Annotated in this window: 17 protein-coding genes; 11 read left to right on the forward strand and 6 right to left on the reverse strand. The window is 69.4% G+C overall.

Annotated features, from left to right (window positions below):
* Nucleotides 1-75 precede the first annotated feature (75 nt).
* From PSS76_RS22625 to gabT, 5 genes are all read left to right on the forward strand, one after another.
* Complete coding sequence (locus PSS76_RS22625) at nucleotides 76-1464, forward strand: cytochrome P450 (protein WP_337456643.1); 1389 nt, start codon at nucleotides 76-78, stop codon at nucleotides 1462-1464.
* Nucleotides 1465-1515: 51 nt separating this feature from the next.
* On the forward strand, nucleotides 1516-3573 hold the full coding sequence (locus PSS76_RS22630) for an ATP-dependent DNA helicase (protein ID WP_005513973.1): 2058 nt from the start codon (nucleotides 1516-1518) through the stop codon (nucleotides 3571-3573).
* Between the two features lie 68 nt (nucleotides 3574-3641).
* Complete coding sequence (locus PSS76_RS22635; protein ID WP_005513976.1) at nucleotides 3642-4562, forward strand: ABC transporter ATP-binding protein; 921 nt, start codon at nucleotides 3642-3644, stop codon at nucleotides 4560-4562.
* The gene (locus tag PSS76_RS22640) at nucleotides 4559-6208 is read left to right on the forward strand and encodes an ABC transporter permease (RefSeq protein WP_337456644.1); all 1650 of its coding nucleotides are present in this window, start codon (nucleotides 4559-4561) and stop codon (nucleotides 6206-6208) included. The genes PSS76_RS22635 and PSS76_RS22640 overlap by 4 nt, the downstream gene beginning before the upstream one ends.
* Nucleotides 6209-6223: 15 nt before the next feature.
* Nucleotides 6224-7576, forward strand: coding sequence for a 4-aminobutyrate--2-oxoglutarate transaminase (gene gabT, locus PSS76_RS22645; protein WP_337456645.1), 1353 nt, complete (start codon nucleotides 6224-6226; stop codon nucleotides 7574-7576).
* 32 nt (nucleotides 7577-7608) lie between these two features.
* Here gabT and glgP read toward each other — a convergent pair whose 3' ends face one another.
* Complete coding sequence (glgP, locus tag PSS76_RS22650; RefSeq protein ID WP_337456646.1) at nucleotides 7609-10209, reverse strand: alpha-glucan family phosphorylase; 2601 nt, start codon at nucleotides 10207-10209, stop codon at nucleotides 7609-7611.
* A gap of 455 nt (nucleotides 10210-10664) precedes the next feature.
* Here glgP and PSS76_RS22655 point away from each other — a divergent pair, with 455 nt between their 5' ends.
* Genes PSS76_RS22655 through PSS76_RS22665 form a run of 3 tightly spaced genes read left to right on the forward strand, consistent with a single transcriptional unit; the run spans nucleotide 10665 to nucleotide 16361 of the window.
* On the forward strand, nucleotides 10665-12674 hold the full coding sequence (locus tag PSS76_RS22655; RefSeq protein ID WP_013415643.1) for an alpha-1,4-glucan--maltose-1-phosphate maltosyltransferase: 2010 nt from the start codon (nucleotides 10665-10667) through the stop codon (nucleotides 12672-12674).
* Nucleotides 12671-14866: a 1,4-alpha-glucan branching protein GlgB gene (gene glgB / locus PSS76_RS22660; RefSeq protein WP_013415642.1), complete on the forward strand. Its 2196-nt coding sequence runs from the start codon at nucleotides 12671-12673 to the stop codon at nucleotides 14864-14866. Before PSS76_RS22655 ends, glgB begins: the two co-directional genes overlap by 4 nt.
* A gap of 49 nt (nucleotides 14867-14915) precedes the next feature.
* A complete protein-coding gene (locus PSS76_RS22665; protein WP_337456647.1) occupies nucleotides 14916-16361 on the forward strand; it encodes a neutral zinc metallopeptidase in 1446 nt (481 codons plus the stop codon).
* A 22-nt stretch (nucleotides 16362-16383) separates the two neighbouring features.
* On the opposite strand, the gene PSS76_RS22670 is transcribed toward PSS76_RS22665, so the two are convergent.
* The 3 genes from PSS76_RS22670 to PSS76_RS22680 form a co-directional block, all read right to left on the reverse strand.
* Nucleotides 16384-17292, reverse strand: a complete 909-nt coding sequence (locus tag PSS76_RS22670) for a tetratricopeptide repeat protein (RefSeq protein ID WP_064057830.1) — start codon at nucleotides 17290-17292, stop codon at nucleotides 16384-16386.
* Nucleotides 17293-17397: 105 nt separating this feature from the next.
* A complete protein-coding gene (locus PSS76_RS22675; RefSeq protein ID WP_175272110.1) occupies nucleotides 17398-17778 on the reverse strand; it encodes a DUF3817 domain-containing protein in 381 nt (126 codons plus the stop codon).
* A gap of 83 nt (nucleotides 17779-17861) precedes the next feature.
* Nucleotides 17862-19055, reverse strand: a complete 1194-nt coding sequence (locus tag PSS76_RS22680) for an acetyl-CoA C-acetyltransferase (RefSeq protein WP_005513988.1) — start codon at nucleotides 19053-19055, stop codon at nucleotides 17862-17864.
* Between the two features lie 90 nt (nucleotides 19056-19145).
* Between PSS76_RS22680 and mce the strand changes: the two genes are divergently transcribed.
* Both mce and PSS76_RS22690 read left to right on the forward strand, forming a co-directional pair.
* A complete protein-coding gene (gene mce / locus PSS76_RS22685; protein ID WP_005513989.1) occupies nucleotides 19146-19625 on the forward strand; it encodes a methylmalonyl-CoA epimerase in 480 nt (159 codons plus the stop codon).
* Between the two features lie 99 nt (nucleotides 19626-19724).
* Entirely contained in the window at nucleotides 19725-20663 is a 939-nt protein-coding gene (locus PSS76_RS22690) for a coiled-coil domain-containing protein (RefSeq protein ID WP_081187796.1), read from the forward strand.
* A 49-nt stretch (nucleotides 20664-20712) separates the two neighbouring features.
* Here the strand turns inward: PSS76_RS22690 and PSS76_RS22695 are convergent, their stop codons facing one another.
* Entirely contained in the window at nucleotides 20713-21045 is a 333-nt protein-coding gene (locus PSS76_RS22695; protein WP_013415638.1) for an Rv1322 family protein, read from the reverse strand.
* Nucleotides 21046-21087: 42 nt separating this feature from the next.
* A complete protein-coding gene (nucS, locus tag PSS76_RS22700) occupies nucleotides 21088-21777 on the reverse strand; it encodes an endonuclease NucS (RefSeq protein WP_013415637.1) in 690 nt (229 codons plus the stop codon).
* A gap of 44 nt (nucleotides 21778-21821) precedes the next feature.
* On the opposite strand from nucS, the gene PSS76_RS22705 reads away from it, so the two are divergent.
* Nucleotides 21822-23420 (forward strand): adenylate/guanylate cyclase domain-containing protein, encoded by a 1599-nt coding sequence (locus tag PSS76_RS22705; RefSeq protein WP_337456648.1) that lies wholly within the window; start codon nucleotides 21822-21824, stop codon nucleotides 23418-23420.
* Nucleotides 23421-23593 lie beyond the last annotated feature (173 nt).

The following is a 23593-nucleotide window of genomic DNA, read 5'->3' on the forward strand; positions in this document are numbered from 1 at the left end:
CAGACCGACCGACTGTGACCCAGACTACATCTATCTGACAGAGCCTACTGTCAGATGAACGGGGGTCGAGGTGTCATGACCAAGTTGTTGGCCGCTCCACCCACACAGTCCGGGCTACGCCCGGTCGCGGGCCGACCGGGCCTGCCGCTCGTGGGGCAGGTACTCGCGTACATCCGGGATCCACTCGCGCTGATGCAACGACAGTGGGACCGCTACGGCGAGATCTCGTGGTTCTCGATGCTCGGTCGACGGTGGCTCGCCGTGCTCGGCCCGGACGCCTGCCAGGAAGTGCTGCAGAACAAGGATCGGGCCTTCGCCAACGGCGACGGCTGGTCGGTCCTGATCGGTCCCTTCTTCCACGGCGGTCTCATGCTCCTCGACTCGGAGGAACATCTACGACACCGCCGCATCATGCAGCAGGCGTTCACCCGAGCTCGGCTCGAGAAGACCGTCGCCGCCCTCCACCCCGCGATCGACTCGGCGCTTCAGGGATGGACCCCCACCGAGGGGTTCCGGGCCTACACCGCGCTCAAGGCACTGACGCTGGATCTCGCCACCGACATCTTCATGGGCGGGGCGGAAGGAGCAACCGACAGCGAGATCGCCTCGGTGCAGAAGGCCTTCGTCGACTGTGTCCAGGCGGCCACCTCGGTGATCCGCCGGCCGGTCCCGGGGACCCGATGGAAGCGCGGGCTCGACGGCCGGCGCGTTCTCGAAGAATTCTTGCACCGGTATCTACCGGCACGCCGAACCCGCGAGACCGACGACCTCTTCTCCGTGCTCTGCCACATCGAGGCCGATGCGGGACAACGCTTCACCGACGACGAGGTGATCGACCACATGATCTTCCTCCTCATGGCCGCCCACGACACCTCGACGATCACTCTCTCCACGATGATGCAGTACCTGGGCCAACATCCGAGGTGGCAGGACCGTTGCCGCGCGGAGTCGCTGGCGCTGGGGACCTCGACACCGAGCCACACCGAACTGGACGGGCTCGACAGCCTCGATCTGGTCATGAAGGAATGCCTCCGGATCGTCTCTCCGGTGCCGGTCGTGGCGCGCCGCGCGGTGCGCGACACCCAGGTTCGCGGGCACTTCGTACCGGCCGGCACCTACGCGGCGGTGGCTCCGCATTTCACCCATCACATGGCGGAGTACTGGCCCGACCCCGAATGCTTCGATCCCGAGCGCTTCGCGCCGCACCGCCGCGAGGACAAGGTGCACCGGTATGCCTGGGAGCCGTTCGGTGGCGGCGTGCACAAATGCCTGGGAATGCACTTCGCCGGCGCCGAGATCAAGGCGATCATGCATCATCTGCTCCTGCGTTTCGACTGGCAGGTCGACGCCGACTACGTCGCTCCGCTCGACTTCACCTCGTTGCCGTTCCCCTCCGACGGACAGCCGGTCGATCTGCGTCTGCGGCCTCGCATGCCTGCACCGTCGCCGCGGTCCGCACCGTGATGCGGCAGGTCGCCGACCGGAGTTGACGGTGCCGGGCAGTACCCTGTTGCGGTGTCCCGTGAGCTGCCGAACGTGCCCGATCTCCTCAAGCTCGCGGTCCGCTCCCTGGGCGGCAAGGAACGCCAGAACCAGTTGACGATGGCGTCCGCGGTCGCCCACTCCATCGACACCGGCGAGCACCTCGCGGTGCAGGCCGGCACCGGTACCGGCAAGTCGCTCGCGTATCTCGTGCCCAGCGTCCGGCATGCCGTCGAGTCCGGACGCACCGTCGTCGTCTCGACCGCGACGATCGCGCTGCAACGCCAGCTCGTGGATCGCGACATGCCCCGTCTCGCGGAGGCGTTGAAGCCCGCGCTGGGACGTCTTCCCCGGTTCGCGATCCTCAAGGGCCGCAGCAACTACCTGTGCATGAACAAGATCCACACCGGGATGGCGCAGGACGATCCGCCGGACGCCGAACTGTTCGACGCCTTCGCGGTCTCCCGGCTCGGCCGCGAGGTCCAGCGGCTCACCAAGTGGTCGTCGGACACCGAGACCGGTGACCGCGACGACCTCGTGCCCGGCGTGAGCGACCAGGCGTGGCGGCAGGTCAGCGTCAGCGCCCGCGAGTGCCTCGGTAAGTCGCGCTGCCCCGTCGGCGAGGACTGTTTCGCCGAGCGGGCGCGCGCGGAGGCCGCTCAGGTGGACGTCGTGGTCACCAACCACGCGATGCTCGCGATCGACGCGATCTCCGGGATCGCGGTGCTGCCCGAGCACGATGTCGTCGTGATCGACGAGGCCCACGAACTGGTGGACCGGGTCACGGGGGTCGCGACCGCGGAGTTGACGGCGCCCGCGATCAGCGGCGCGGCCCGGCGTGCCGTCAAGCTCGTCGAGGAGCAGGACGTCGACCGCCTCGAGGCCGCCGCCGAGGGGTGGGCGGATCTCCTCGAGGAGTTGCCGGCGGGACGTTGGGACGCGCTGCCCGACGGCGTCGGCATGGCGCTGGCCGCCGTCCGCGACGCGGCGTGGAACGTGCGCACCGCGATCGGCCCGTCGAAGCCCGGTATGGCGGCCGCCGACCCGGAAGCAGCCGCCGCACGCAACGCCGCCCTGTCGGCGATCGACGAGATCCACGACAGTGCGGTCCGGGTTCTCACCGCGTTCGACGAACCCGATCCGGCCAAGCGCCGGGACGTCGTGTGGCTGGCCGTCGAGGACAACCGCGGCAACATCCGCCGGGTGGTACGGATGGCGCCGCTGTCGGTGGGCGGGCTGCTGCGGGCGAGCCTGTTCGCCGAGTCCACGGTGGTCCTCACGTCTGCCACGTTGACCGTGGGCGGCTCGTTCGACGGGCTCGCGGTGAACTGGGGTCTGCCGCCGGAGTCGCCGTCCCGCAGCGACACCGGCACGGCCACCGGCAAGGAGGCGCCGTCGGATGCCGGTGCGCTGCGCTGGAATTCACTGGACGTCGGGTCCCCCTTCGACCACGCCAAGTCCGGGATCATGTATGTCGCCCGGCACCTGCCACCGCCCGGCCGGGACGGCCTGTCCCCCGCGTTCATGGACGAGATCGAGGAGTTGGTGACCGCCGCCGGCGGCCGCACGCTGGGCTTGTTCTCGTCGATGCGGGCCGCCAAGGCCGCCGCCGAGGAGATGCGCGGACGGCTCGACGTGCCGGTCCTGTGCCAGGGCGACGATGCCACCGGCACGCTGGTGAAGAAGTTCGCGGAGGACGAGCCGACGACCCTGTTCGGCACCCTGTCGCTGTGGCAGGGCGTCGACGTGCCCGGCCCGTCGCTGAGCCTCGTCATCCTCGACCGCATCCCCTTCCCCCGGCCCGACGACCCGCTGCTGGTGGCCCGCCAGCAGGCGGTCGAGTCCCGCGGCGGCAACGGCTTCCTGTCGGTGGCCGCGAATCACGCCGCACTGCTGCTCGCGCAGGGCGTCGGTCGTCTGCTGCGCAGCACCGACGACAAAGGTGTGGTCGCGATCCTCGACTCCCGGCTGGCCACCGCCCGGTACGGCGGCTACCTGCGTGCGTCCCTGCCGCCGTTCTGGGAGACGGCCGACCCGAAGGTGGTCCGGCAGGCACTCGCCCGGATCGCGGCGTCGCGGCCGTCGAGCTGACGGCGGTATGACGGCGGGCTGTCCCGGAAACCCGGTCGAGTCGGCGTCGGTCGTCCTATGCTCGGGCGATGGACCCGGTGATCTCGGTTCGCGGACTCACCAAGCGCTTCGGTGACGTCCATGCCCTCGACGGCCTCGATCTCGAGGTCGCCCCCGGCGAGGTCCACGGCTTCCTCGGCCCCAACGGTTCCGGCAAGTCCACCACCATCCGGGTACTGCTCGGCCTGCTGCGCGCGGACGGGGGCGAGATCTCGGTGCTCGGGGCCGATCCGTGGCGCGACGCCGTCAACCTGCACCGGCACCTGACGTACGTGCCGGGCGACGTCAACCTGTGGCCCAATCTCACCGGCGGCGAGGCGATCGACCTGTTCGGACGGCTGCGCGGCGGCCTCGACGACACGCGTCGTCGGGAGTTGCTGGAGCGCTTCGAACTCGATCCCACACGCAAGGGACGCACGTATTCGAAGGGCAATCGGCAGAAGGTGGCGCTGATCGCGGCGCTCGCGGCGGACGCGCAGTTGTTGATCCTGGACGAGCCGACGTCCGGCCTGGATCCGTTGATGGAGGCGGTGTTCCAGCAGTGCATCGGTGAGGCGGCACGGGAGGGCCGCACGATCTTGCTGTCGAGTCACATTCTCGCCGAGGTGGAGTCGCTGTGCGGGGTGGTGACCATCATCCGCGCCGGCCGCACGGTGCAGAGCGGCACCCTCGCCGAGTTGCGGCACCTCACCCGGACCACGGTGACGGCGACCACCCGCCGGTCCCCGGCCGGTCTCGAGTCCGTGCCGGGTGTGCACAACGTCAAGCGCCTCGACGACCCGGACAACGGCGTCACGTTCGACGTCGACTCCGATCACATCGACTCGGTGATGACGACACTGGCCGGTCTCGGGGTCGTGACCATCACCGCGAACCCGCCGACGCTCGAGGACCTGTTCCTGCGCGAGTACAGCGACGAGTTCGACTCGCTGGGCATCGAGCCGCGATGACGACGCAGGTCGCCCCCACCACGCAGGCCGTCCGGCCCGCGGATGCGGGGGCCGCCGATCCACTCGCGGGCACGTGGAACCTCACCCGCCTGGCGCTGCGGGTCGACCGGATCCGCCTGCCCGCGTGGGTGATCGCTGTCGGCGGATCCACGGTGCTGCTGGCGTCGAGCTACCAGACCCTCTACCCCACCGCCGAGTCGCGCCAGGCGCGGGCGGCGCTGATCGAATCGCCGGCCGCCACGGCTCTCGCCGGTCCGGGTTACGGACTCTCGGATTACACGCTCGGCGCGATGGTCGCCAACGAGATCGCGGGTATGACGATGATCGCGGTCGCGATCATGTCGGTGCTGCTCGTGACGCTGCACCTGCGCACCGAGGAGGAGACCGGACGCGCCGAGATGCTGCGCTCGGGCGTCGTCGGCCGGTTCGCGCCGATCACGTCGGGTCTCGCGGTGGTGCTGCTGGCGAACCTGTCGATCGGGTTGATCCTCGGTCTGGGACTGACCGCGGTCGGTCTGCCGGCGCTGGGGTCCTGGAACCTCGCTGCGGGCGTGTTCATGGTGGGCCTCGCGTTCGGCGCGACGTCGGCACTGTTCTCCCAGGTCACCGAGCATGCCCGCACCGCAAGCGGATTGGGGCTCGTGGCACTCGCCGTCGCCTACCTGCTGCGCGCGGTCGGCGACGTCCGCGCCAAGGAGGACGGCAGCGTGTGGTCCTGGCTGTCGCCCATCGGTTGGGCGCAATCCACGCGCGCCTACGTCGACGAGCGGTGGTGGCCGCTGCTGCTCGGGCTCGCTGCGGTGGTCGTCGGCGTCGTGCTGGCGTATGCGGTGGTGGGGCGGCGCGACGTCGGGGCCGGTCTGGTGGCGCCGCGCGGCGGGCGGCCGCGCGCGAGTGGTGCGCTGACCGGGATCACGGCGCTGACGGTGCGGATGCAACGAAACCAGATCGCCGCGTGGGCCATCGGGGTCGCGGCGCTGGCCTTCCCGATCGGTGCGCTGGGCCAACAGGTGGCCGACTTCGTCGACCAGGATCCGCGGCTCGCCGACCTGCTGCCGGGCGGCGAGGGCAACGCCGCACAGGGAGCGTTCGCGCTGTATCTGGTGTTCCTGGCGATCATGGCGTGCATGTACGCGATGACCGCGGTGCAGTCGGCGCGGAACGAGGAGACGTCGGGCCGGGCCGAGGACGTGCTGTCGAGCCCGGTGTCGCGGTGGCGGTGGCTCGGCGCGCAGTTGGTGGTGATCTCGGTGGCGACGGCCCTGATCGTGCTGGCCGCCGGCGCGGCGATGGGCGTCACCGCGGCCGCGACACTGCACGACGGCTCGATGTTCGGTCGGCTCGTGGGCTCTGCCGCGAACTTCCTGCCCGCGACGCTCACGGTGATCGCGCTGACCGCCGCGGTTTACGCGTGGTTCCCGCGGCTGCTGGCGGTGGTGTGGGTGTATCTCGGCTACGCACTGGTGATCGGGATGTTCCTCGAGGTGTTGCCCGACTGGACCGGCTGGGCGTCGCCGTTCCACTTCACCCCCAACCTGCCGGCCGACGAGTTCGACGTCGTGCCGTTGATCGTGTTGCTCGCGATCGCCGCCGCGTTGTACGCGCTGGCGCTGCTGGGTTTCCGTCGCCGCGACATCCAGTCCTGACCCCGGGAGGTCGACGTGCCCGACATCGAATATCGACTCCCCCAGCAGCTCCGACTGGACACGGAACTCCCCGGGCCGCGGTCCCTCGCCCTCGCCGCCCGTCGGCGTGCCGCGGTCGGGGCCTGCGTGGGGTCGTCGGTCCCGGTGTACGCGGTGGACGCGGACGGCGGCGTCATCGTCGACGTCGACGGGAACTCGCTGATCGATTTCTGTTCCGGCATCGCGGTCACCGGCGCCGGGTCGTCCAACACCGCGGTCGCCGCGGCCGTCCGGGAGCAGGCGGCGCGGTTCACCCACACGTGCTTCATGGTGACGCCGTACGAGGAATACGTAGCCGTGTGCGAGCGGCTCGTCGCGCTCACGCCCGGCGACCACGACAAGCGAGCGGTGCTGTTCAATTCCGGCGCCGAGGCCGTCGAGAACGCCGTCAAGATCGCCCGGCACGCGACCGGCCGCGACGCCGTCGTCGCCTTCGATCACGCGTACCACGGCCGCACCAATCTCACGATGGCGCTGACGGCGAAGAACCTGCCGTACAAGGACGGGTTCGGCCCGTTCGTCCCCGAGGTGTACCGGATGCCGATGTCGTATCCGTTCCGCGAGCCACCGAATCCGGACGGTAGCGCGATGACCGGTGAGCAGGCCGCGCGGCGCGCAATCGACCTCATGGACAAGCAGATCGGCGCCCGGCGGATCGCGGCGATCCTCCTCGAACCGATTCAGGGTGAGGGCGGCTTCATCGTGCCGGCGCCGGGCTTCCTGCCGACGCTGGTCGCGTGGGCCCGTCAGAGCGGAATCGTGTTCGTGGCCGACGAGGTCCAGACCGGATTCGCCCGCACCGGCGCATGGTTCGCGTGCGAGCACGAGGACGTGGTCCCGGATCTGATGACGCTCGCGAAGGGCATCGCGTCGGGCATGCCGCTGTCCGCGGTGGTCGGTCGCGCCGACCTGATCGACGAGGTGCACACGGGCGGCCTCGGCGGCACGTACGGAGGGAACCCGGTCGCGTGCGCCGCCGCGCTGGCGACGCTCGACCAGATGCGCGACCTCGATCTCTGCGGCCGGGCACGCCACATCGAGGAAATTGCCCGCCCGCGACTGCAGGCACTCGCCGACGATGTCGACATCATCGGCGAGGTCCGTGGCCGCGGCGCGATGCTCGCGCTCGAATTCGTCCGCCCCGGCACCCGCGAACCAAACCCGGAGGCTACCCGGGAGATCGCTGCGCGGGCACTCGAACGCGGTGTCGTCGTACTCACCTGCGGTACCTACGGCAACGTCATTCGTCTGCTGCCGCCGCTGGTGATTCCCGATGATCTCCTCGACGACGGACTCGACATCCTCGGTGCCGCCGTGCGTGCAAGCTGACGGAGCGTCGGCCGAGGAACGCTGTGGCCGCTCTACACGTACGGCGCTGCCACCAACCCCAGTTCCGCATCCGTCGCGAGGAGTCGGTGGTGCGGCAGCACGCGAACCGTATACCCCACCGATCCGGAGACCGGCAGCGGCGTGAGAGCCTCGAACACCTCGCCGAGACCGTCCGTCCCGGTGTGCGCCATCGGCACGGGCGTGACATCGGTGAGGTCGTCGTTCGGCCCCACCCGTCCGAGCACCGCCTGCACCACGACGTCCTGCGGTGACAGGCCGCCGAGGCGGACGAATGCCCGCAGCGACAGATCGGCGCCGATCTCCGGGTCGTCGGGCAGGCCGGCACTGTCGACCTGCGCCACCTGCACGCCCGGCCACGCGGACTCCACGCGCCGCCGATACCCGGCCACCTCGCGGGCACCGGAGAAGTTGTCGGGCAGCACGTTTCGGGAGGCGCTCGCGGCCGGGGCGTAGTACTCGACGGCATAGTCGCGCACCATCCGCGACGCCAACACCTTGGGCCCGAGACTCTGCAGGGTGTGCCGCACCATCTCGACCCAGCGGGTCGGCAGGTCGTGCTCGTCGCGGTCGTAGAACCGCGGCAGTACCGACCGCTCGAGCAGTTCGTACAGCGCGGTGGCCTCGAGGTCGTCGCGGCGGACCTCGTCGACGACGCCGTCCGCGGTCGGGATGGCCCAGCCGTTCTCGCCGTCGAACATCTCGTCCCACCACCCGTCCCGGATGGAGAGGTTGAGGCCGCCGTTGAGCGCCGACTTCATGCCCGACGTCCCGCACGCCTCGAGCGGGCGCAGCGGGTTGTTGAGCCACACGTCGCAGCCCCAGTACAGGTAGCGGGCCATCGAGATGTCGTAGTCGGGCAGGAACACGATGCGGTGCCGGACGTCGTGCTGGTCGGCGAACCGCACCACCTGCTGGATCAGCGCCTTGCCGCCCTCGTCGGCGGGGTGGCTCTTCCCGGCGACCACCAACTGCACCGGACGCTCGTCGTCGAGCAGCAGTGCCTTCAGCCGCTCCGGGTCGCGCAGCATCAGGGTCAGGCGCTTGTACGTGGGCACCCGGCGGGCGAAGCCGACGGTGAGGACGTTCGGGTCGAACACCTCTGCGGTCCAGGAGAGTTCGGCCTCGGTGGCGCCGCGGTCGAGCCACGACGCCCGGACTCGGCGGCGCACCTCGTCCACCAGCTGCGCCCGCAGGGTGTTGCGGGTGGACCACAGCTCGGCCGGAGCGATCTCGCGCAGCCGCTCCCAGCCGCGGGCCTCCTCGAGCATGTCGGGCCCGACGAGGCGCCGCCCGAGGTCCATCCATTCGCGCGCCGCCCACGTCGGGGCGTGCACGCCGTTGGTGACCGACCCGATCGGCACCTCCGCGGCGTCGAAGCCGGGCCACAACGACTCGAACATCTCCCGGCTCACCTCGCCGTGCAGCTTCGAGACACCGTTGGCGCGCTGGCCGAGGCGAAGGCCCATGTGCGCCATGTTGAACACGCCCGGGTCGTTCTCGCTGCCGAGGGCCAGGATCCGGTCCACGGCCAGACCGGGCAGCAGCGTCGAATCGCGTTCGCCCTCGTTCCCGCCGAAGTAGCGGCGGACCAGGTCCACCGGGAACCGGTCGATGCCGGCCGGGACGGGGGTGTGCGTGGTGAACACCGTGCCGGCGCGGACCGCGGCGAGCGCCGCGTCGAAGTCCAGTCCGGGGCCGGTGACGAGTTCCCGGATGCGCTCGAGGCCGAGGAAACCGGCATGCCCCTCGTTCATGTGGAACACCTCGGGGTCGGCGAGCCCGTGTGCCCGGGTGAAGGCGCGCACCGCGCGGACGCCGCCGACGCCGGCGAGGATCTCCTGCTTGATCCGGTGGTCCTGGTCGCCGCCGTACAGCCGGTCGGTCACCGCACGCAGTTCCGGATCGTTCTCGGCGATGTCGGAGTCGAGCAGCAGCAGGGGAACCCGCCCGACCTGCGCGATCCACACCCGGGCCCGCAGGACCCGGCCTCCGGGCATCGCGACGTGCACGAGCACCGGGGCGCCCGGCCCGCCGTCGCCCGCGTTCTCGGTGAGCAGCCGCAGCGGCAGCCCCTGCGGATCGTGTGCGGGATAGTGCTCGGCCTGCCAACCGTCAGCGGTGAGCGACTGGCGGAAGTAACCGGAGCGGTACAGCAGCCCGACGCCGATCAGCGGCAGACCCAGATCCGACGCGGCCTTGAGGTGATCGCCGGCCAGGATGCCGAGGCCGCCCGAATAGTTGGGCAGCACCTCGGTGACGCCGAACTCCATCGAGAAGTAGGCGATGCCGGTGGCGAGTTCGGCACCCTTGTCGAGCTGGTCCTGATACCACCGCGGACGCGTCAGATAGTCGTCGAGATCCGCGGCCGCGCGATCCAGATCGGCGAGGAACGCAGGGTCGACCGCCAGTTCGTCGAGCCGGTAGGGATCGACCTCACCGAGCATCCGAATGGGGTCGTGACGAACGGCAGTCCACAGTTCGGGGTCGATCGACGCGAACAGATCCTGCGTCGGCGGATGCCACGACCACCGCAGGTTGGTCGACAGGGTTCCCAGTGCCGCGAGACGCTCGGGCAGATGGGCACGGACGGTGAAACGACGCAGGGCTTTCACGCCGCGAACACTACCCATGTTCGAGTCCGGTGACGCGCCGAGTCGGGCACCGCCGGCGACGGTACCGACGCACGAGGGCGCCCTCCGGTTCCGTCGACGGTGGAGACGGAACCGGAGGGCGCGGTGACTACTGGCCTGCTACTTCCTGTCGGCTGGACTGCCGGCTGCTACAGCCCCCCGAGCAGCAGATGGAGCAGTCCTCCGACGAGGTCGATCAATCCGGCGACGAGTCCCATACGGTTACCTTTCGGTCCGGCTTCGTTCGAAGCGTCGAGTAGTACGCCGTGAACGGTATTCGGGACGAATTGCCCCGGGGTTGCCGCGAGTAAACGAGCCGTAAAGTCGATCTCACCGATTTCTCGGTCCGCGATCCCGACGCCACGCGAGCCGCTGAACTACCGTTGATCCGTCACCTCGACGCTGTCCCCGGACAGTCGCAGCCGAACGGAGTACGTGTGCCAGGTCGCCTCGCCATCGACGATGTGCTGCCCTCGATCGACGGCGGCCGGTTCCCGGCCAAGGCCGTGGTCGGCGAGGTGTTCCCCGTGTCCGCGACGGTGTGGCGCGAGGGCCACGACGCGGTCGCGGCGACGCTCGTCGTCGAGGGGCCCGGAGGTTCTGCAGAAACGCTGCGGATTCCCATGCATCCCGGCCACGTTCTCGATGCCTTCCACGCGTCGTTCGCACCGACGTCGGTCGGTACCTGGACGTACCGGATCGAGGCGTGGGGCGATCCGATCCAGACGTGGCGCAACGCGGTCGAGGCCAAGCTCGCCGTCGGCCAGGGGCCCGCAGACCTCGCGAACGACCTGGAGGTGGGCGCGCGCCTGTTCGAACGGGCCGCCGACGGCGCCCAGGATTCGGACCGCAGCCGACTCCTCGGCGTCGCGTCCGCACTTCGGTCCGAGCGGCAGCTGCCGGTCCGGGTCGCGCCGGCCTTCTCGGCGGAAGTGGCCGAGGCGCTGCGGATCCGGCCGCTGCGCGAACTGGTGACGGCGTCGCGTACGTACGACGTCGTCGTCGACCGCCGACGCGCCCTGTTCGGGTCCTGGTACGAGTTCTTCCCCCGCTCGACCGGTGGCTGGGACGAGCACGGCGCGCCACGGCACGGTACCTTCGCGACCGCGGCCGCGGATCTGCCGCGGATCGCCGCGATGGGCTTCGACGTGGTGTACCTGCCGCCGATCCACCCGATCGGCGAGGTGAACCGCAAGGGCCCCAACAACGCCCTGACGGCCGGCCCGGACGACGTCGGGTCCCCGTGGGCGATCGGATCGGCCGACGGCGGGCACGACGCGATCCACCCGCGGCTGGGCTCCGAATCCGACTTCGAGTCGTTCGTGGCCGAGGCCGGGCGCCTCGGTCTCGAGGTGGCGCTGGACCTCGCGCTGCAGTGCGCCCCCGACCATCCCTGGGCGGCCGCGCATCCCGAGTGGTTCACGGTGTTGCCGGACGGCACCATCGCGTACGCCGAAAACCCTCCGAAGAAGTACCAGGACATCTATCCGCTCGACTTCGATCACGATCCGGACGGGCTGCATGCCGAGGTGCTGCGCGTCGTCCGGCACTGGGTCCGGCTGGGCGTGAAGATCTTCCGGGTCGACAATCCGCACACCAAGCCGCCGAGTCTGTGGGAGTGGCTGATCGCCGAGGTCAAACGCACCGACCCCGACGTGCTGTTCCTGTCGGAGGCCTTCACCCGTCCGGCCCGGCTCTACGGGTTGGCGAAACGCGGCTTCACGCAGTCGTACACGTACTTCACGTGGCGGGTGCACAAATGGGAACTCACCGAGTTCGGCAACGAGATCGCGGCCAAGGCCGACGAGGCCCGTCCCAACCTGTTCGTGAACACGCCGGACATCCTGCACGAGAGTCTGCAGCACGGCGGGCCCGGGATGTTCGCGATCCGGGCGGCACTCGCCGCCACGCTGTCGCCCACGTGGGGCGTGTACTCGGGGTACGAGTTGTTCGAACACGTCGCGGTCCGCCCGGGCAGCGAGGAGTACCTCGATTCGGAGAAGTACCAGTTGCGTCCGCGCGACTTCGCCGGCGCCCGTGCGCGTGGCGAGTCACTCGAACCGTGGATCGCGACGCTCAACCGCGTCCGGCGCGCACATCCGGCGCTGCAGCAACTGAGGAACCTGCATTTCCACCACGTCGACAACGACGCACTGCTGACGTACTCGAAGTTCGACCCGGTCACGGGCGATGCGGTGCTCACCGTCGTCAATCTCGACCCGTTCGGGGCGCAGCAGGGATTCGTCGCGCTCGACATGCCCGCGATCGGGCGTGACTGGCACGATCACCTGTCCGTGCACGACAAGGTCAGCGGCGAGCAGTACGAGTGGGGGCAGCACAACTTCGTCCGCCTCGAGCCGTGGCGCGCGTGCGCACACATCCTGACGCTGCCGCACATCCCGTTCGACGCCCGACGCCGCCTCGCCGACCGGGAACACAACCCGTGACCGCCCCGGACCCGGTGTGCCCTCCCGATCCGCACGATCTGACACTGCTCGCGCAGGGCACTCACCACGACCCCCACTCGGTGCTCGGCGCGCACGCGCGGCCCGACGGCACCGTCGTGCGGGCACTGCGGCCGGGTGCCGAGTCGGTGTCGGTGCGGATCGGCGGCCACGACCGTCCGCTGCACCCCGTCGGGCACGACGTCTTCAGCGCGCTCCTCCCCATCCGCGACCTGGTCGACTACCGGCTGGTGGTGACGTACCCCGGCGACCATGTCGTCGTCACCGCTGACGGATACCGCTTCCTGCCCACCCTGGGTGAGCTGGACCTGCACCTGTTCGGCGAGGGCCGACACGAACGACTGTGGGACGTGCTCGGTGCGCACCCCCGCACGTACGAGACCCCCGACGGCAGCGTGCGCGGGACGTCGTTCGCGGTGTGGGCGCCGGCGGCCCGCGGCGTCAGCGTGCTCGGTGAGTTCGACCTGTGGGGCGGGCGCACCTTCCCGCTCCGGGTGCTGGGGAGCACCGGGGTGTGGGAGGTGTTCGTCCCCGACGTCGGGGTCGGCGATATGTACAAGTTCCGCATCCACGGCCACGACGGCAGCGTCCGCGACAAGGCCGACCCGATGGCGTTCGCGACGGAGGTGCCCCCGGCGACGGCGTCGATCGTCACCGAGTCCGCACATCGGTGGACCGACCACGAATGGATGGCCGCCCGCTCCGGACTCGAACCGAGCCGGGAACCGCTGAGCGTCTACGAGGTCCATCTGGGCTCGTGGCGTCCCGGCCTGAACTACGTCGAACTGGCCGACGCGTTGAGTACGTACGTCATCGAGGCCGGCTTCACGCACGTCGAACTGCTGCCGGTCGCCGAACACCCGTACGGCGGGTCGTGGGGGTACCAGGTGACGTCGTACTACGCCCCCACGGCACGTTTCGGCTCCCCCGACGACTTCCGGGCCTTCGTCGACCGGCTGCACCGCGCCGGTATCGGCGTCATCGTCGACTGGGTGCCCGCGCACTTCCCGAAGGACGAGTGGGCGCTGGCCCGCTTCGACGGCACTGCGCTGTACGAGCACGCCGATCCGCAGCGCGGCGAGCAACTCGACTGGGGCACCTACGTGTTCGACTTCGGTCGGCGCGAGGTGCGCAACTTCCTCGTCGCCAACGCGCTCTTCTGGTTCGACGAGTTCCACGTCGACGGCCTGCGTGTGGACGCCGTTGCCTCGATGCTCTACCTCGACTACTCGCGACCGGCAGGCCAGTGGACACCCAACGTGCACGGCGGTCGGGAGAACCTCGAGGCGGTCGCTTTCCTGCAGGAGATGAACGCGACCGTGCACAAACACCACTCGGGTGTCGTCACGGTCGCCGAGGAGTCGACGTCCTGGCCCGGAGTCACGCGGAACACCAGCGTCGGCGGTCTCGGCTTCACGATGAAGTGGAACATGGGCTGGATGCACGACACGCTCGGTTACCTGCGGCGCGACCCGATCCATCGCAGCTTCCACCACAACGAGATCACCTTCTCGCTGATGTACGCGTGGAGCGAGAACTACCTGCTGCCGATCAGCCATGACGAGGTGGTCCACGGCAAGGGCACACTCTGGTCCCGGATGCCCGGCGACGACCGCGCGAAGGCCGCCGGGGTTCGAGCGCTGCTCGCCTACCTGTGGGCGCACCCCGGCAAGCAGTTGCTCTTCATGGGGCAGGAATTCGGGCAGGCCAGCGAATGGTCCGAGGAACACGGGTTGCGGTGGCGCGAGCTCGAGGATCCCGCGACCGGAGACCTGCACCGCGGCATCCACGCGCTGGTGTGCGCTCTCAACGCCATCTATCGCGCCACCCCCGCACTGTGGTCGCTCGACGCCTCGCCGGGCGGCTATTCGTGGATCGACGCCAACGACACCGAGAACAACGTGCTCAGTTTTCTCCGGTACGGCAGCGACGGCTCGATCGTCGCGTGTCTGTACAACTTTTCCGGTTCGGCACACTCGGATTATCGTGTGGGCTTGCCCGAGCCCGGAACGTGGTCCGAGATCTTGAACACCGATGCGCAGGACTTCTGCGGATCGGGGCTCGGCAACCTGGGTGCGGTGACGGCCACGGAACACCCGTGGCACGGCCGCCCGGCCTCGGCGACGCTCACGCTGCCGGCGAGCGCCGCGATCTGGTTGGAGCTGGAACGGTGAAGGGACACTCGGTGACTGGGCTGGATCGGTGAGGACACGGACACGACCGGTGTCGACGACGCGGACCCTGATCACGGTCCTGGTGGCGGCGACGCTCGCGGCCACAGCCTGTTCGGCGACCACCGAGGGGCAGGCCGTGTCCATCTACGACGACCCGTTCACGGTCGCCGGACTCCCGGCCCGCGGCGGCCCCAGCGGACCCCGTGACGGAGTGCCGAACGCACCGCTCGCGGTTGCCGGCACCGACGGCGGCGAAATCGACGCGCTTGCCGCCAATGCGATCTCGGACATCGAGGACTACTGGGCCGGCGAATACCCCACCGTCTTCAAGGGCACCTTCGCGCCCGTCTCGGAGTTGTTGTCGTGGGACCCCGACGCCCCGAACGGCACCCGGTTCTGCGGCATCGATACCGCCGACCTCGTCAACGCCGCGTACTGCATCCGGCAGGATTCGATCGGCTGGGATCGCGCGTATCTGCTGCCGAGCCTCGTCGACGCGTTCGGGCCCATGTCCGTGGTGATGGTGCTCGCCCACGAGTACGGTCACGCGATCCAGCACAAGGCAGGGCTCGTCGGCGACGACGACCCGGGCATCGTCGTGGAACAACAGGCGGACTGCTTCGCGGGCGCGTTCATCCGTCACGTCGCCGAGAACGGGGCACCCCACTTCACCCTGAACACCTCGGACGGACTCAATTCGGTGCTCGCCGCAACGGTCTCGGTGCGTGACGCCGATCCGAACGACCCCGATTCGATTCACGGTTCGGCGTTCGAACGGGTCACCGCGGCCCAGATCGGGTTCACCGACGGGGCCGGCGCGTGCACACGGATAGACGCCGACGAGATCACCTCCCGGCGAGCCGATCTCCCGCAGGGATTCAGCGGCAGTAACGACGACGGCGAGCTCCCCGTCACGCGGGAGACCCTCACGGTGCTCTTCGACTCGTTCGCCGCGGTGTTCGCCCTCGACGACCCCCCGAAGCTGGACCTGAACGGCGTCGACACCACGTGCGCAGATGCGACCGCCACCCGTCCCGCGGCGTACTGCCCGACCACCAACACGATCAGCGTGGACGTCGCGGACCTCGCGGCGCGCAGCCGACCCGCGACGGAGATGACCGGCGTCGACCCCCTGCTGAACGTCGACGTCGTCGGCGACTACAGCGCCTACGTCCTCCTCGCGTCCCGCTACACCCTCGCGGTACAGAAGGCCGCCGGCCAACCCATCACGGGCCCGCAGGCAGCGCTGCGTGCTGCATGCCTGTCCGGATCGGTCACGGCGGCACTGAGCCCGGACGGGTCCACCACCGGCACCGAGCGCCGGATCTGGTTGTCGGCGGGCGACCTCGACGAGGCGATCTCGGGGCTGCTGTCCGACGGTCTGGCCGCCAGCGACGTCGACGGCGCCACCGTGCCCAGCGGCTTCTCACGGGTCGACGCCTTCCGCACCGGTGTACTCGGTGGGCAGAAGGCGTGCGACGGACGCTACCGCTGACGAAGCGGGAACGGGACTGCGCTCAGTAGAGCGCCGACGCCAGCTTCCGCCGAGCCGCGACCACGATCGGCTCGGCCGAATCGAACAACTCGAACAGCTCGAGCAGGCGGGTCCGGACCGTCGTCCGGTCGTCACCGAACGTCCGCTTGACCAGCGCGACGAGCCGATCGAAGGCGGCCTCCGGCTGCTGCGAGTACAGCTCGGCATCGGCGGCCGCGAACTGCGCGTCGATGGAGTCGGGCTGGGCGTCGGCGACGGCGACGGCGTCGGCCGGCAGATCCTGCACGCGGGCGAGGAACCGGACCTGGCGCAACGCCGCCTGCGCCTGCTGATTGGCCGGTTCTGAGTTGAGAATGAGGTTGTAGGCGGCCTCGGCGCCCGCGAAGTCGCCCTCGTCGAGCGCGTTCTCCGCTGCTACGAAACGGGGGTCCTCGGGCTCGGGTTCGGGTTCACCGTCGGCCGACGGCGGACCGGAGAGCTTGCCGGCGACCGCTTCCTGCAGCGCGGCGATCCACTGGCGAAGCTGGGGCTCCGGCTGAGCTCCTGCGAAGTCGGCGAGCGGCCGGCCGGCCGCGATCGCGACCACGGTGGGCACGGACTGCACGCCGAACGCCTGCGCGATACCGGGGTTCGCGTCGACGTCGATCTTCGCCAGCACCCAGTTGCCACCGCCCTCGTGGGCGAGCTTCTCGAGTACCGGGGACAGCTGCTTACACGGGCCGCACCATGTCGCCCACAGGTCCACGATCACGAGGACCTCATTGGACCGATCGAGGACCTCGGTCTGGAAGGTCGCCTCGGTGACATCGACGACCGGCGCCAGACCGGTGGGGTTCACCGGGGCGCTGCCGTCGGCGGGCGGACCGGCAGAGGGGCTCGGCGGGGCCGGCGCGCGGTCCTTGAGACCGGACAGATCGACGGCGCCGGCCATGGCCGCAGCGATTGCAGGGGACGGACGGGAACCGGGTCGAGTCACCGTTCAAGTGTGGCACGAGTGACGGGCGCGCATCCATCCCGGCCCGTCACTCGAAGGCGACTACCGAGCCGGTGCCGGTGCGCGCCCAACGGCGTTCGTCGAGTCCGCCGACAGCTCGCCGAGCTGACCCGTCACCTTCGCGGACCACTCGAAGAAGAGCGTGCCGAACGGGGGAATGCTCAGATAGAGAGCGAGGAGCGTGGTAGCAGGATGCCAACGCAGTGCACGCGCCGTGAACAACGTGACAATGATGTAGATCACAAAGATCGCACCGTGGATCGGACCGAAGATCTTGACGCCGATCTCGGGCCCCTCCTCGGGCAGGTACTTGAAGGCCATGCCGATCAACAGACCGGCCCAGCTGATCGCTTCCAGGACGGCCACGAAACGGAAGCGCTTGGGCCACGAGCTGAGATCGAAGAAGTTCGCCATGGCCGCCATTGTGCCCGACAAACTACGACACCCCGTAGTTGAGACTCGTCACAGTCTCGACCACGGGGCGTCGTGAAGGAGTAGAGGCGCCCCTACTTCTTGGGCACCCGCACGATCAGGGCGTCGCCCTGCCCGCCGCCACCGCACAGCGCGGCCGCACCGACGCCGCCGCCGCGGCGCTGCAGCTCCAGCACGAGGTGCAGCGCGATCCGGGCTCCGGACATGCCGAGCGGATGGCCGATCGCGATTGCGCCGCCGTTGACGTTGACCTTCGCCGGGTCGATGCCCAGCTCGGCCGTCGACGCGATGCCCACAGCCGCGAAGGCCTCGTTGATCTCGACGACGTCGAGGTCCTTGGGGTCGATGCCGTCGCGCTCACAGGCGCGGGCGATCGCACGCGCCGGCTGCGACTGCAGCGTCGAGTCCGGTCCTGCGACGACGCCGTGGGCACCGATCTCCGCGATCCACTCGAGCCCGAGCGCCTCGGCCTTCTCCTTGCTCATCACGACGACCGCGGCCGCGCCGTCGGAGATCTGCGATGCGGTGCCGGCCGTGATCGAACCGTCCTTCGCGAACGCCGGGCGCAACTTGGCGAGCGACTCGACGGTGGTGTCGGCGCGGATGCCCTCGTCCTCGGTGACGACGATCGGCTCACCGCGGCGCTGCGGGATGGTGACCGGCACGACCTCCTCGGCGAACAGGCCGTCCTTCCAGGCGCGAGCGGCGTTCTGGTGCGAGGCGGCCGCGAACGCGTCCTGCGCCTCCCGCGTGATGCGCTGATCGTCGTCCTGGTTGCGCTGCTCGGTGAGGTTGCCCATCGGCTGGTCGGTGAAGATGTCGTGCAGGCCGTCGTAGGCCATGTGGTCGCGCAGCGTGACGTCGCCGTACTTGAAGCCCTCGCGGCTCTTCTCGAGCATGTGCGGGGCCCGCGACATGGACTCCTGGCCACCGGCCACCACGATCTCGAACTCTCCGGCACGGATCAACTGGTCCGCTAAGGCGATCGCGTCGATGCCCGACAGGCACACCTTGTTGATCGTGAGGGCGGGGACGTCCATCGGGATGCCCGCGGCGACGGCGGCCTGACGCGCCGGCATCTGCCCGGCGCCCGCGGTGAGAACCTGGCCCATGATCACGTAGTCGACCTGCTCGGGCGCCACGCCGGCCTTCTCGAGTGCGCCCTTGATCGCTACACCGCCGAGGTCGGACCCCGAGAGATCCTTCAGGGATCCGAGCAGCCGTCCGACGGGGGTACGTGCCCCGGCAACGATGACAGAAGTGGTCAAGATTCCTCCAGCGGTCGATCCTGGTCGGGTCGGCGGCCTCAGCCGTGACCCGGCGCGAACAGTTCAAACGGTAGCGCTACCGTCTGATACATGACATCTTCCTCCCCCAGCACCGCCCCGAGCGGACTGACCTCCGAGCTCGTGACCGCGATCGACCACGTCGGTATCGCGGTGCCGGATCTCGATGCTGCCATCGCCTGGTACGGCAAGCACCTCGGCATGGTCTCCCTGCACGAGGAGGTCAACGAGGAGCAGGGCGTGCGCGAGGCCATGCTCGGCTACCCGGGCCAGGTCGCCGGCGCCACCGCGATCCAGCTCCTCGCCCCGCTGAACGAGAACTCCACGATCGCGAAGTTCATCGACCGCAGCGGCCCCGGCCTCCAGCAGCTCGCGTTCCGCGTCACCGACATCGACGCGATCAGCACCCAGCTTCGCGCCGACGGCGTCCGCCTGCTGTACGACGCTCCGCGCCGGGGCACCGCGAACTCGCGCATCAACTTCATCCACCCGAAGGACGGCGGCGGAGTGCTCATCGAGCTCGTCGAGCCTGCCGCCGACGGCGGACACTGATCGGGTACTTCCCGACGGGTCCGTGGCGTGGGCCCGGTGTGACGATCCCCCGCCCACGCCACGGGCACAGCGCCGGCCTCCCCCGGTAGATTGGCAGGCATGGCCTACGACCGCGGCATGCCGTTCACCATCGTCCGCAAGGGATACGACAAGGACGAGGTTCGGCGATACTTCGACCGCTTCGACACCGAACTCCGCCTCATGGCGACGGACCGCGACGCGGCGGCCGCGCAGGCACGTGAGCTGGCCAACCAACTCGAGGACGCCCGGGACGAGATCGACGAACTGCGTCGCGACGTCGACCGGCTGTCGGTCCCTCCCACCACCGCGGAGGGTATGAGCGAGCGCATCTCCCGGATGCTGCGCCTGGCGTCCGACGAGGCATCCGAGGTGCGCGCCAAGGCGGAAGCGGAAGCAGCCGAGATGCTGTCGGTCGCCGAGCAGGAGAGCGAACGCCTCCGCAAGCTCTACGAGACCAAGACCGAGGAACTCGAGAAGCGGCGCGAGGCGCTCGAACGCGAACACGAACAGACGATGCAGGCCGCCCGCACCGAGGCCACGCGGATCGTCCAGGCCGCACAGGCCGAGAGCGATCGTCTGGCCGCGGAATCCGAGGCCAAGCGCGTCCAGGTCCAGCAGGACTTCGAGATCACGATGGCCGAGCGCCGGGCCAAGACGATCGCCGCGATCGAGGAGCTCGAGACGACGAGCAAGGCCGAGGCCCACCGCCGCCTCACCGAGGCGAGCGAGGAGGCAGCCCGACGCGTGCAGGTCGCGACGGAGCAGTCCGAGCGCAAGATCGCCCACGCCAAGGAACTCGCCGAGGAACTGCGCGTGCTGCGCGGCCGAATCCTCGCCCAGCTGTTGGGCATCCGCGGCCAACTCGATTCGGTGCCGGCGATGCTGGCGTCGGTCAACCGCGAGGCGGAGTTGCTCGACAACGTCGGAGCCGACACCGACTCGGAGTCCGAGAGCGACGCTGCCACCGAGCCCACGAACGACGACGAGGTGCCCGAGACGGCCCCGGCAACGTCCTAGGCGCGGACGGCCTGGGAGCAGCGTCGGGTCTCCAGGAACAGGGTCGGGTCTAGGACCAGCGTCGGGTCAACCCACGTGTCCGACGCCCCGCCCAACACCCCGTGTGCCAGTGCCGGCGGTCGTCGGCGCCACCAGGGTCGGCCGGCCACGCGACGACGTGCGCGACACCCGGGCGCACCTCTTGGTCGCATCCCGGGCAGCGGTAGCTCTTCGTCGCCCGGGCGCCGGGAATCTGACGCACCATGAAGCGCTCGTCGTCGTAGCCCGCGGGACCGGACTCCTCGCGGGCCAACGCGTCTCCGAACAGACTGCCGCCGCGGCTCTCCCCTGACGACCCGCCGGATCGGCGCTGAGACTTGTGGGACTGGTTACGGCGCGGCACTCCCCCAGTCTAGGTGGCGTCCTCCGCGCAATCCTTCCTCGCTCAGAACAGCCGGAACTCGGTGCTCTCGGTTCCGCGGAGCGCCTCGTAATCGAGGACGAGGCAACGGATCCCGCGATCGGTGGCGAGCGTCTTCGCCTGCGGCTTGATCTGCTGCGCCGCGAACACGCCGGTGACCGGCGCCAACAGTGGGTCGCGGTTCAGCAGTTCCAGGTAGCGCGTGAGCTGTTCGACGCCGTCGATCTCACCGCGGCGCTTGATCTCCACCGCCACCGTTGCGCCGTCCGCGTCGCGGCACAGCAGATCCACCGGTCCGATCGCGGTCATGTATTCACGGCGGATGAGGCTGTACCCGTCGCCGAGCGTCTCGACGTGCTCGGCCAGCAACTCCTGGAGATGCGCCTCGACGCCGTCCTTGACGAGACCGGGGTCGATGCCGAGTTCGTGGCTCGAATCGTGCTCGATCTCCTCGATGGTGATCCGCAGTTCCTCGCCGCCCTTGTTGGTCACCACCCACAACTGCTGTTCGGCGCCATCCGGGCCCGCACCGTCGGTGGTTTCGGAGAGCCAGCAGGGTGGGCTCATCCAGTTGAGCGGCTTGTACGCGCGGTCGTCGGCGTGGATGCTCACCGACCCGTCCGCCTTTATGAGCAGCAGTCGACGGGCCATCGGCAGATGGGACGTCAGACGACCGACGTAGTCGACACGGCAACGAGCAATGACAAGACGCACTCCGCCCACCCTAGTGGATCGAATCGGTCTACTCTCGAACGACTATGGACCCGCGCCGATCCGCCTCCACGCCGCTCGGATCCCGCCTGCTCGGAACGCCGTCCGAGGCGCCACGAATCCGGCGCATCCGGGTCCAGACGCTATTGACGACGTCGCTGCTCGGTGCCAACCTGGTCGGCGCCGCGGTGGTCGCGATCCTCGTGACGTACGTGGTCCCGGGCCCGATGATGCTGGACGACGAGTTCCGCTTCCTCAACTTCGTCTTCGTTCCGGTGTACCTGGCGGTCGCGCTGCTCGTCGGCACCGTCAGGGGGACCAGACGCGCCCTGCACAGCCTCGAATGGATGATGCTGGACCGCACCCCGACCCGAGCTGAACAATTGGCGGCTCTCACCATGTCGTGGCGGTTGACGAAGATGCAGATCGGTCAGTGGACGATCGCCCTCGTCATCCTCACCACGTGCTACGGACTGGTCGAGCCGGAGGCGATTCCCAAGGTGGCCTTCACGATCGCCTTCGGCGGGCTCACCATCTGCGCGTTCAGTCACGTGTTCAGCGAGTTCGCGCTGCGGCCCGCCGCGGCCCGCGCGCTCGCCGCAGGAACCCGGCCCAGGATCCGGCTGGGCGGCGTCGTCGGGCGCACCATGCTTGCGTGGATCCTCGGCACGGGCGTACCGATGACGGGTCTCGTGATCGTCGCGATCTTCAGCTACTTCAACCGCGAGACCACGCGGGAGCAATTGATCGTGGCCATCGTCGGCCTCGGTGCCATCACGTTGATATTCGGGCTTCTGCTCATTCTCCTGTCGGCGCGCGCGACGGTCGCCCCGATCCGCGCGGTGAAGGCCGGCATGAGCCGCATCGAGGAGGGCGACCTGGACGCCGCGGTCGTCGTCTACGACGGCACCGAACTCGGCGAGCTGCAGTCCGGTTTCAACCGGATGGCCGACGGTCTGCGGGAGCGGGAACGGATCCGCGACCTGTTCGGGCGGCACGTGGGCCACGACGTCGCGGAGGCAGCGCTCGTCGAGCCCCCGCGTCTGGGTGGCGAAGAGCGTGAGGTCGCCATCTTCTTCGTCGATCTCGTCGGCTCCACCGAACTGGCCGCGACCCGACCCCCAGGGGAGGTCGTCGACCTCCTCAACCGCTTCTTCGAAGTCGTCGTCGACGAGGTGGATCGTCATGGTGGGTTCGTCAACAAGTTCGAAGGCGACGCGGCGCTCGCCATCTTCGGCGCACCCCGGGATCTCGACGACGCCGCCGGGCATGCCCTCGCGGCGGCACGCATGATTCGACGACGCCTCCTCGCGGAGGTCCCCGAGTGCTGCGCGGCCATCGGTGTCGCCGCCGGAACCGCCGTCGCCGGCAATGTGGGTGCGCGAGAACGCTTCGAATACACCGTCATCGGCGACCCGGTCAACGAGGCCGCACGACTGTCCGAGATCGCCAAGAACGAACCCGGCCGTCTGCTGGCATCGATAACGACGGTCGAGCGTGCCGGCACGAGCGAGGCAACGCTGTGGACGGCGGGCGACGAGGTGGTGCTCCGCGGACGCTCGCTTCCCACGCGCCTGGCGCATCCGATCGCGAAGACATCTCGGGGCCGGTCGCGTGACACGGTCTCGGATACTTCCGCCGTGTGATCGCAGCCCCTCATCCACGCAATGGCCGTGCCGTAGAGAATGGATGTGAAATGCCGGAAGGCCCCCACCAATGCTGGTGGGGGCCTTCCGGTTAACGGGTGTTCGGCGGTGTCCTACTCTCCCACACCCTGTCGAGTGCAGTACCATCGGCGCTGGAGGGCTTAGCTTCCGGG

Origin of the sequence: Prescottella sp. D32, from assembly GCF_037287305.1 — a bacterium.
GTDB lineage: Bacteria > Actinomycetota > Actinomycetes > Mycobacteriales > Mycobacteriaceae > Prescottella > Prescottella equi.

Bases quoted from the DNA above. Each gene is read 5' to 3' on its own strand.
- PSS76_RS22670 (WP_064057830.1), bottom strand. From the start codon at position 17,292: ATGGCCGGCGCCGTCGATCTGTCCGGTCTCAAGGACCGCGCGCCGGCC.
- PSS76_RS22635 (WP_005513976.1), top strand. From the start codon at position 3,642: ATGGACCCGGTGATCTCGGTTCGCGGACTCACCAAGCGCTTCGGTGAC.
- PSS76_RS22705 (WP_337456648.1), top strand. From the start codon at position 21,822: ATGGACCCGCGCCGATCCGCCTCCACGCCGCTCGGATCCCGCCTGCTC.
- mce (WP_005513989.1), top strand. From the start codon at position 19,146: ATGACATCTTCCTCCCCCAGCACCGCCCCGAGCGGACTGACCTCCGAG.
- PSS76_RS22640 (WP_337456644.1), top strand. From the start codon at position 4,559: ATGACGACGCAGGTCGCCCCCACCACGCAGGCCGTCCGGCCCGCGGAT.
- PSS76_RS22675 (WP_175272110.1), bottom strand. From the start codon at position 17,778: ATGGCGGCCATGGCGAACTTCTTCGATCTCAGCTCGTGGCCCAAGCGC.
- PSS76_RS22625 (WP_337456643.1), top strand. From the start codon at position 76: ATGACCAAGTTGTTGGCCGCTCCACCCACACAGTCCGGGCTACGCCCG.
- PSS76_RS22690 (WP_081187796.1), top strand. From the start codon at position 19,725: ATGGCCTACGACCGCGGCATGCCGTTCACCATCGTCCGCAAGGGATAC.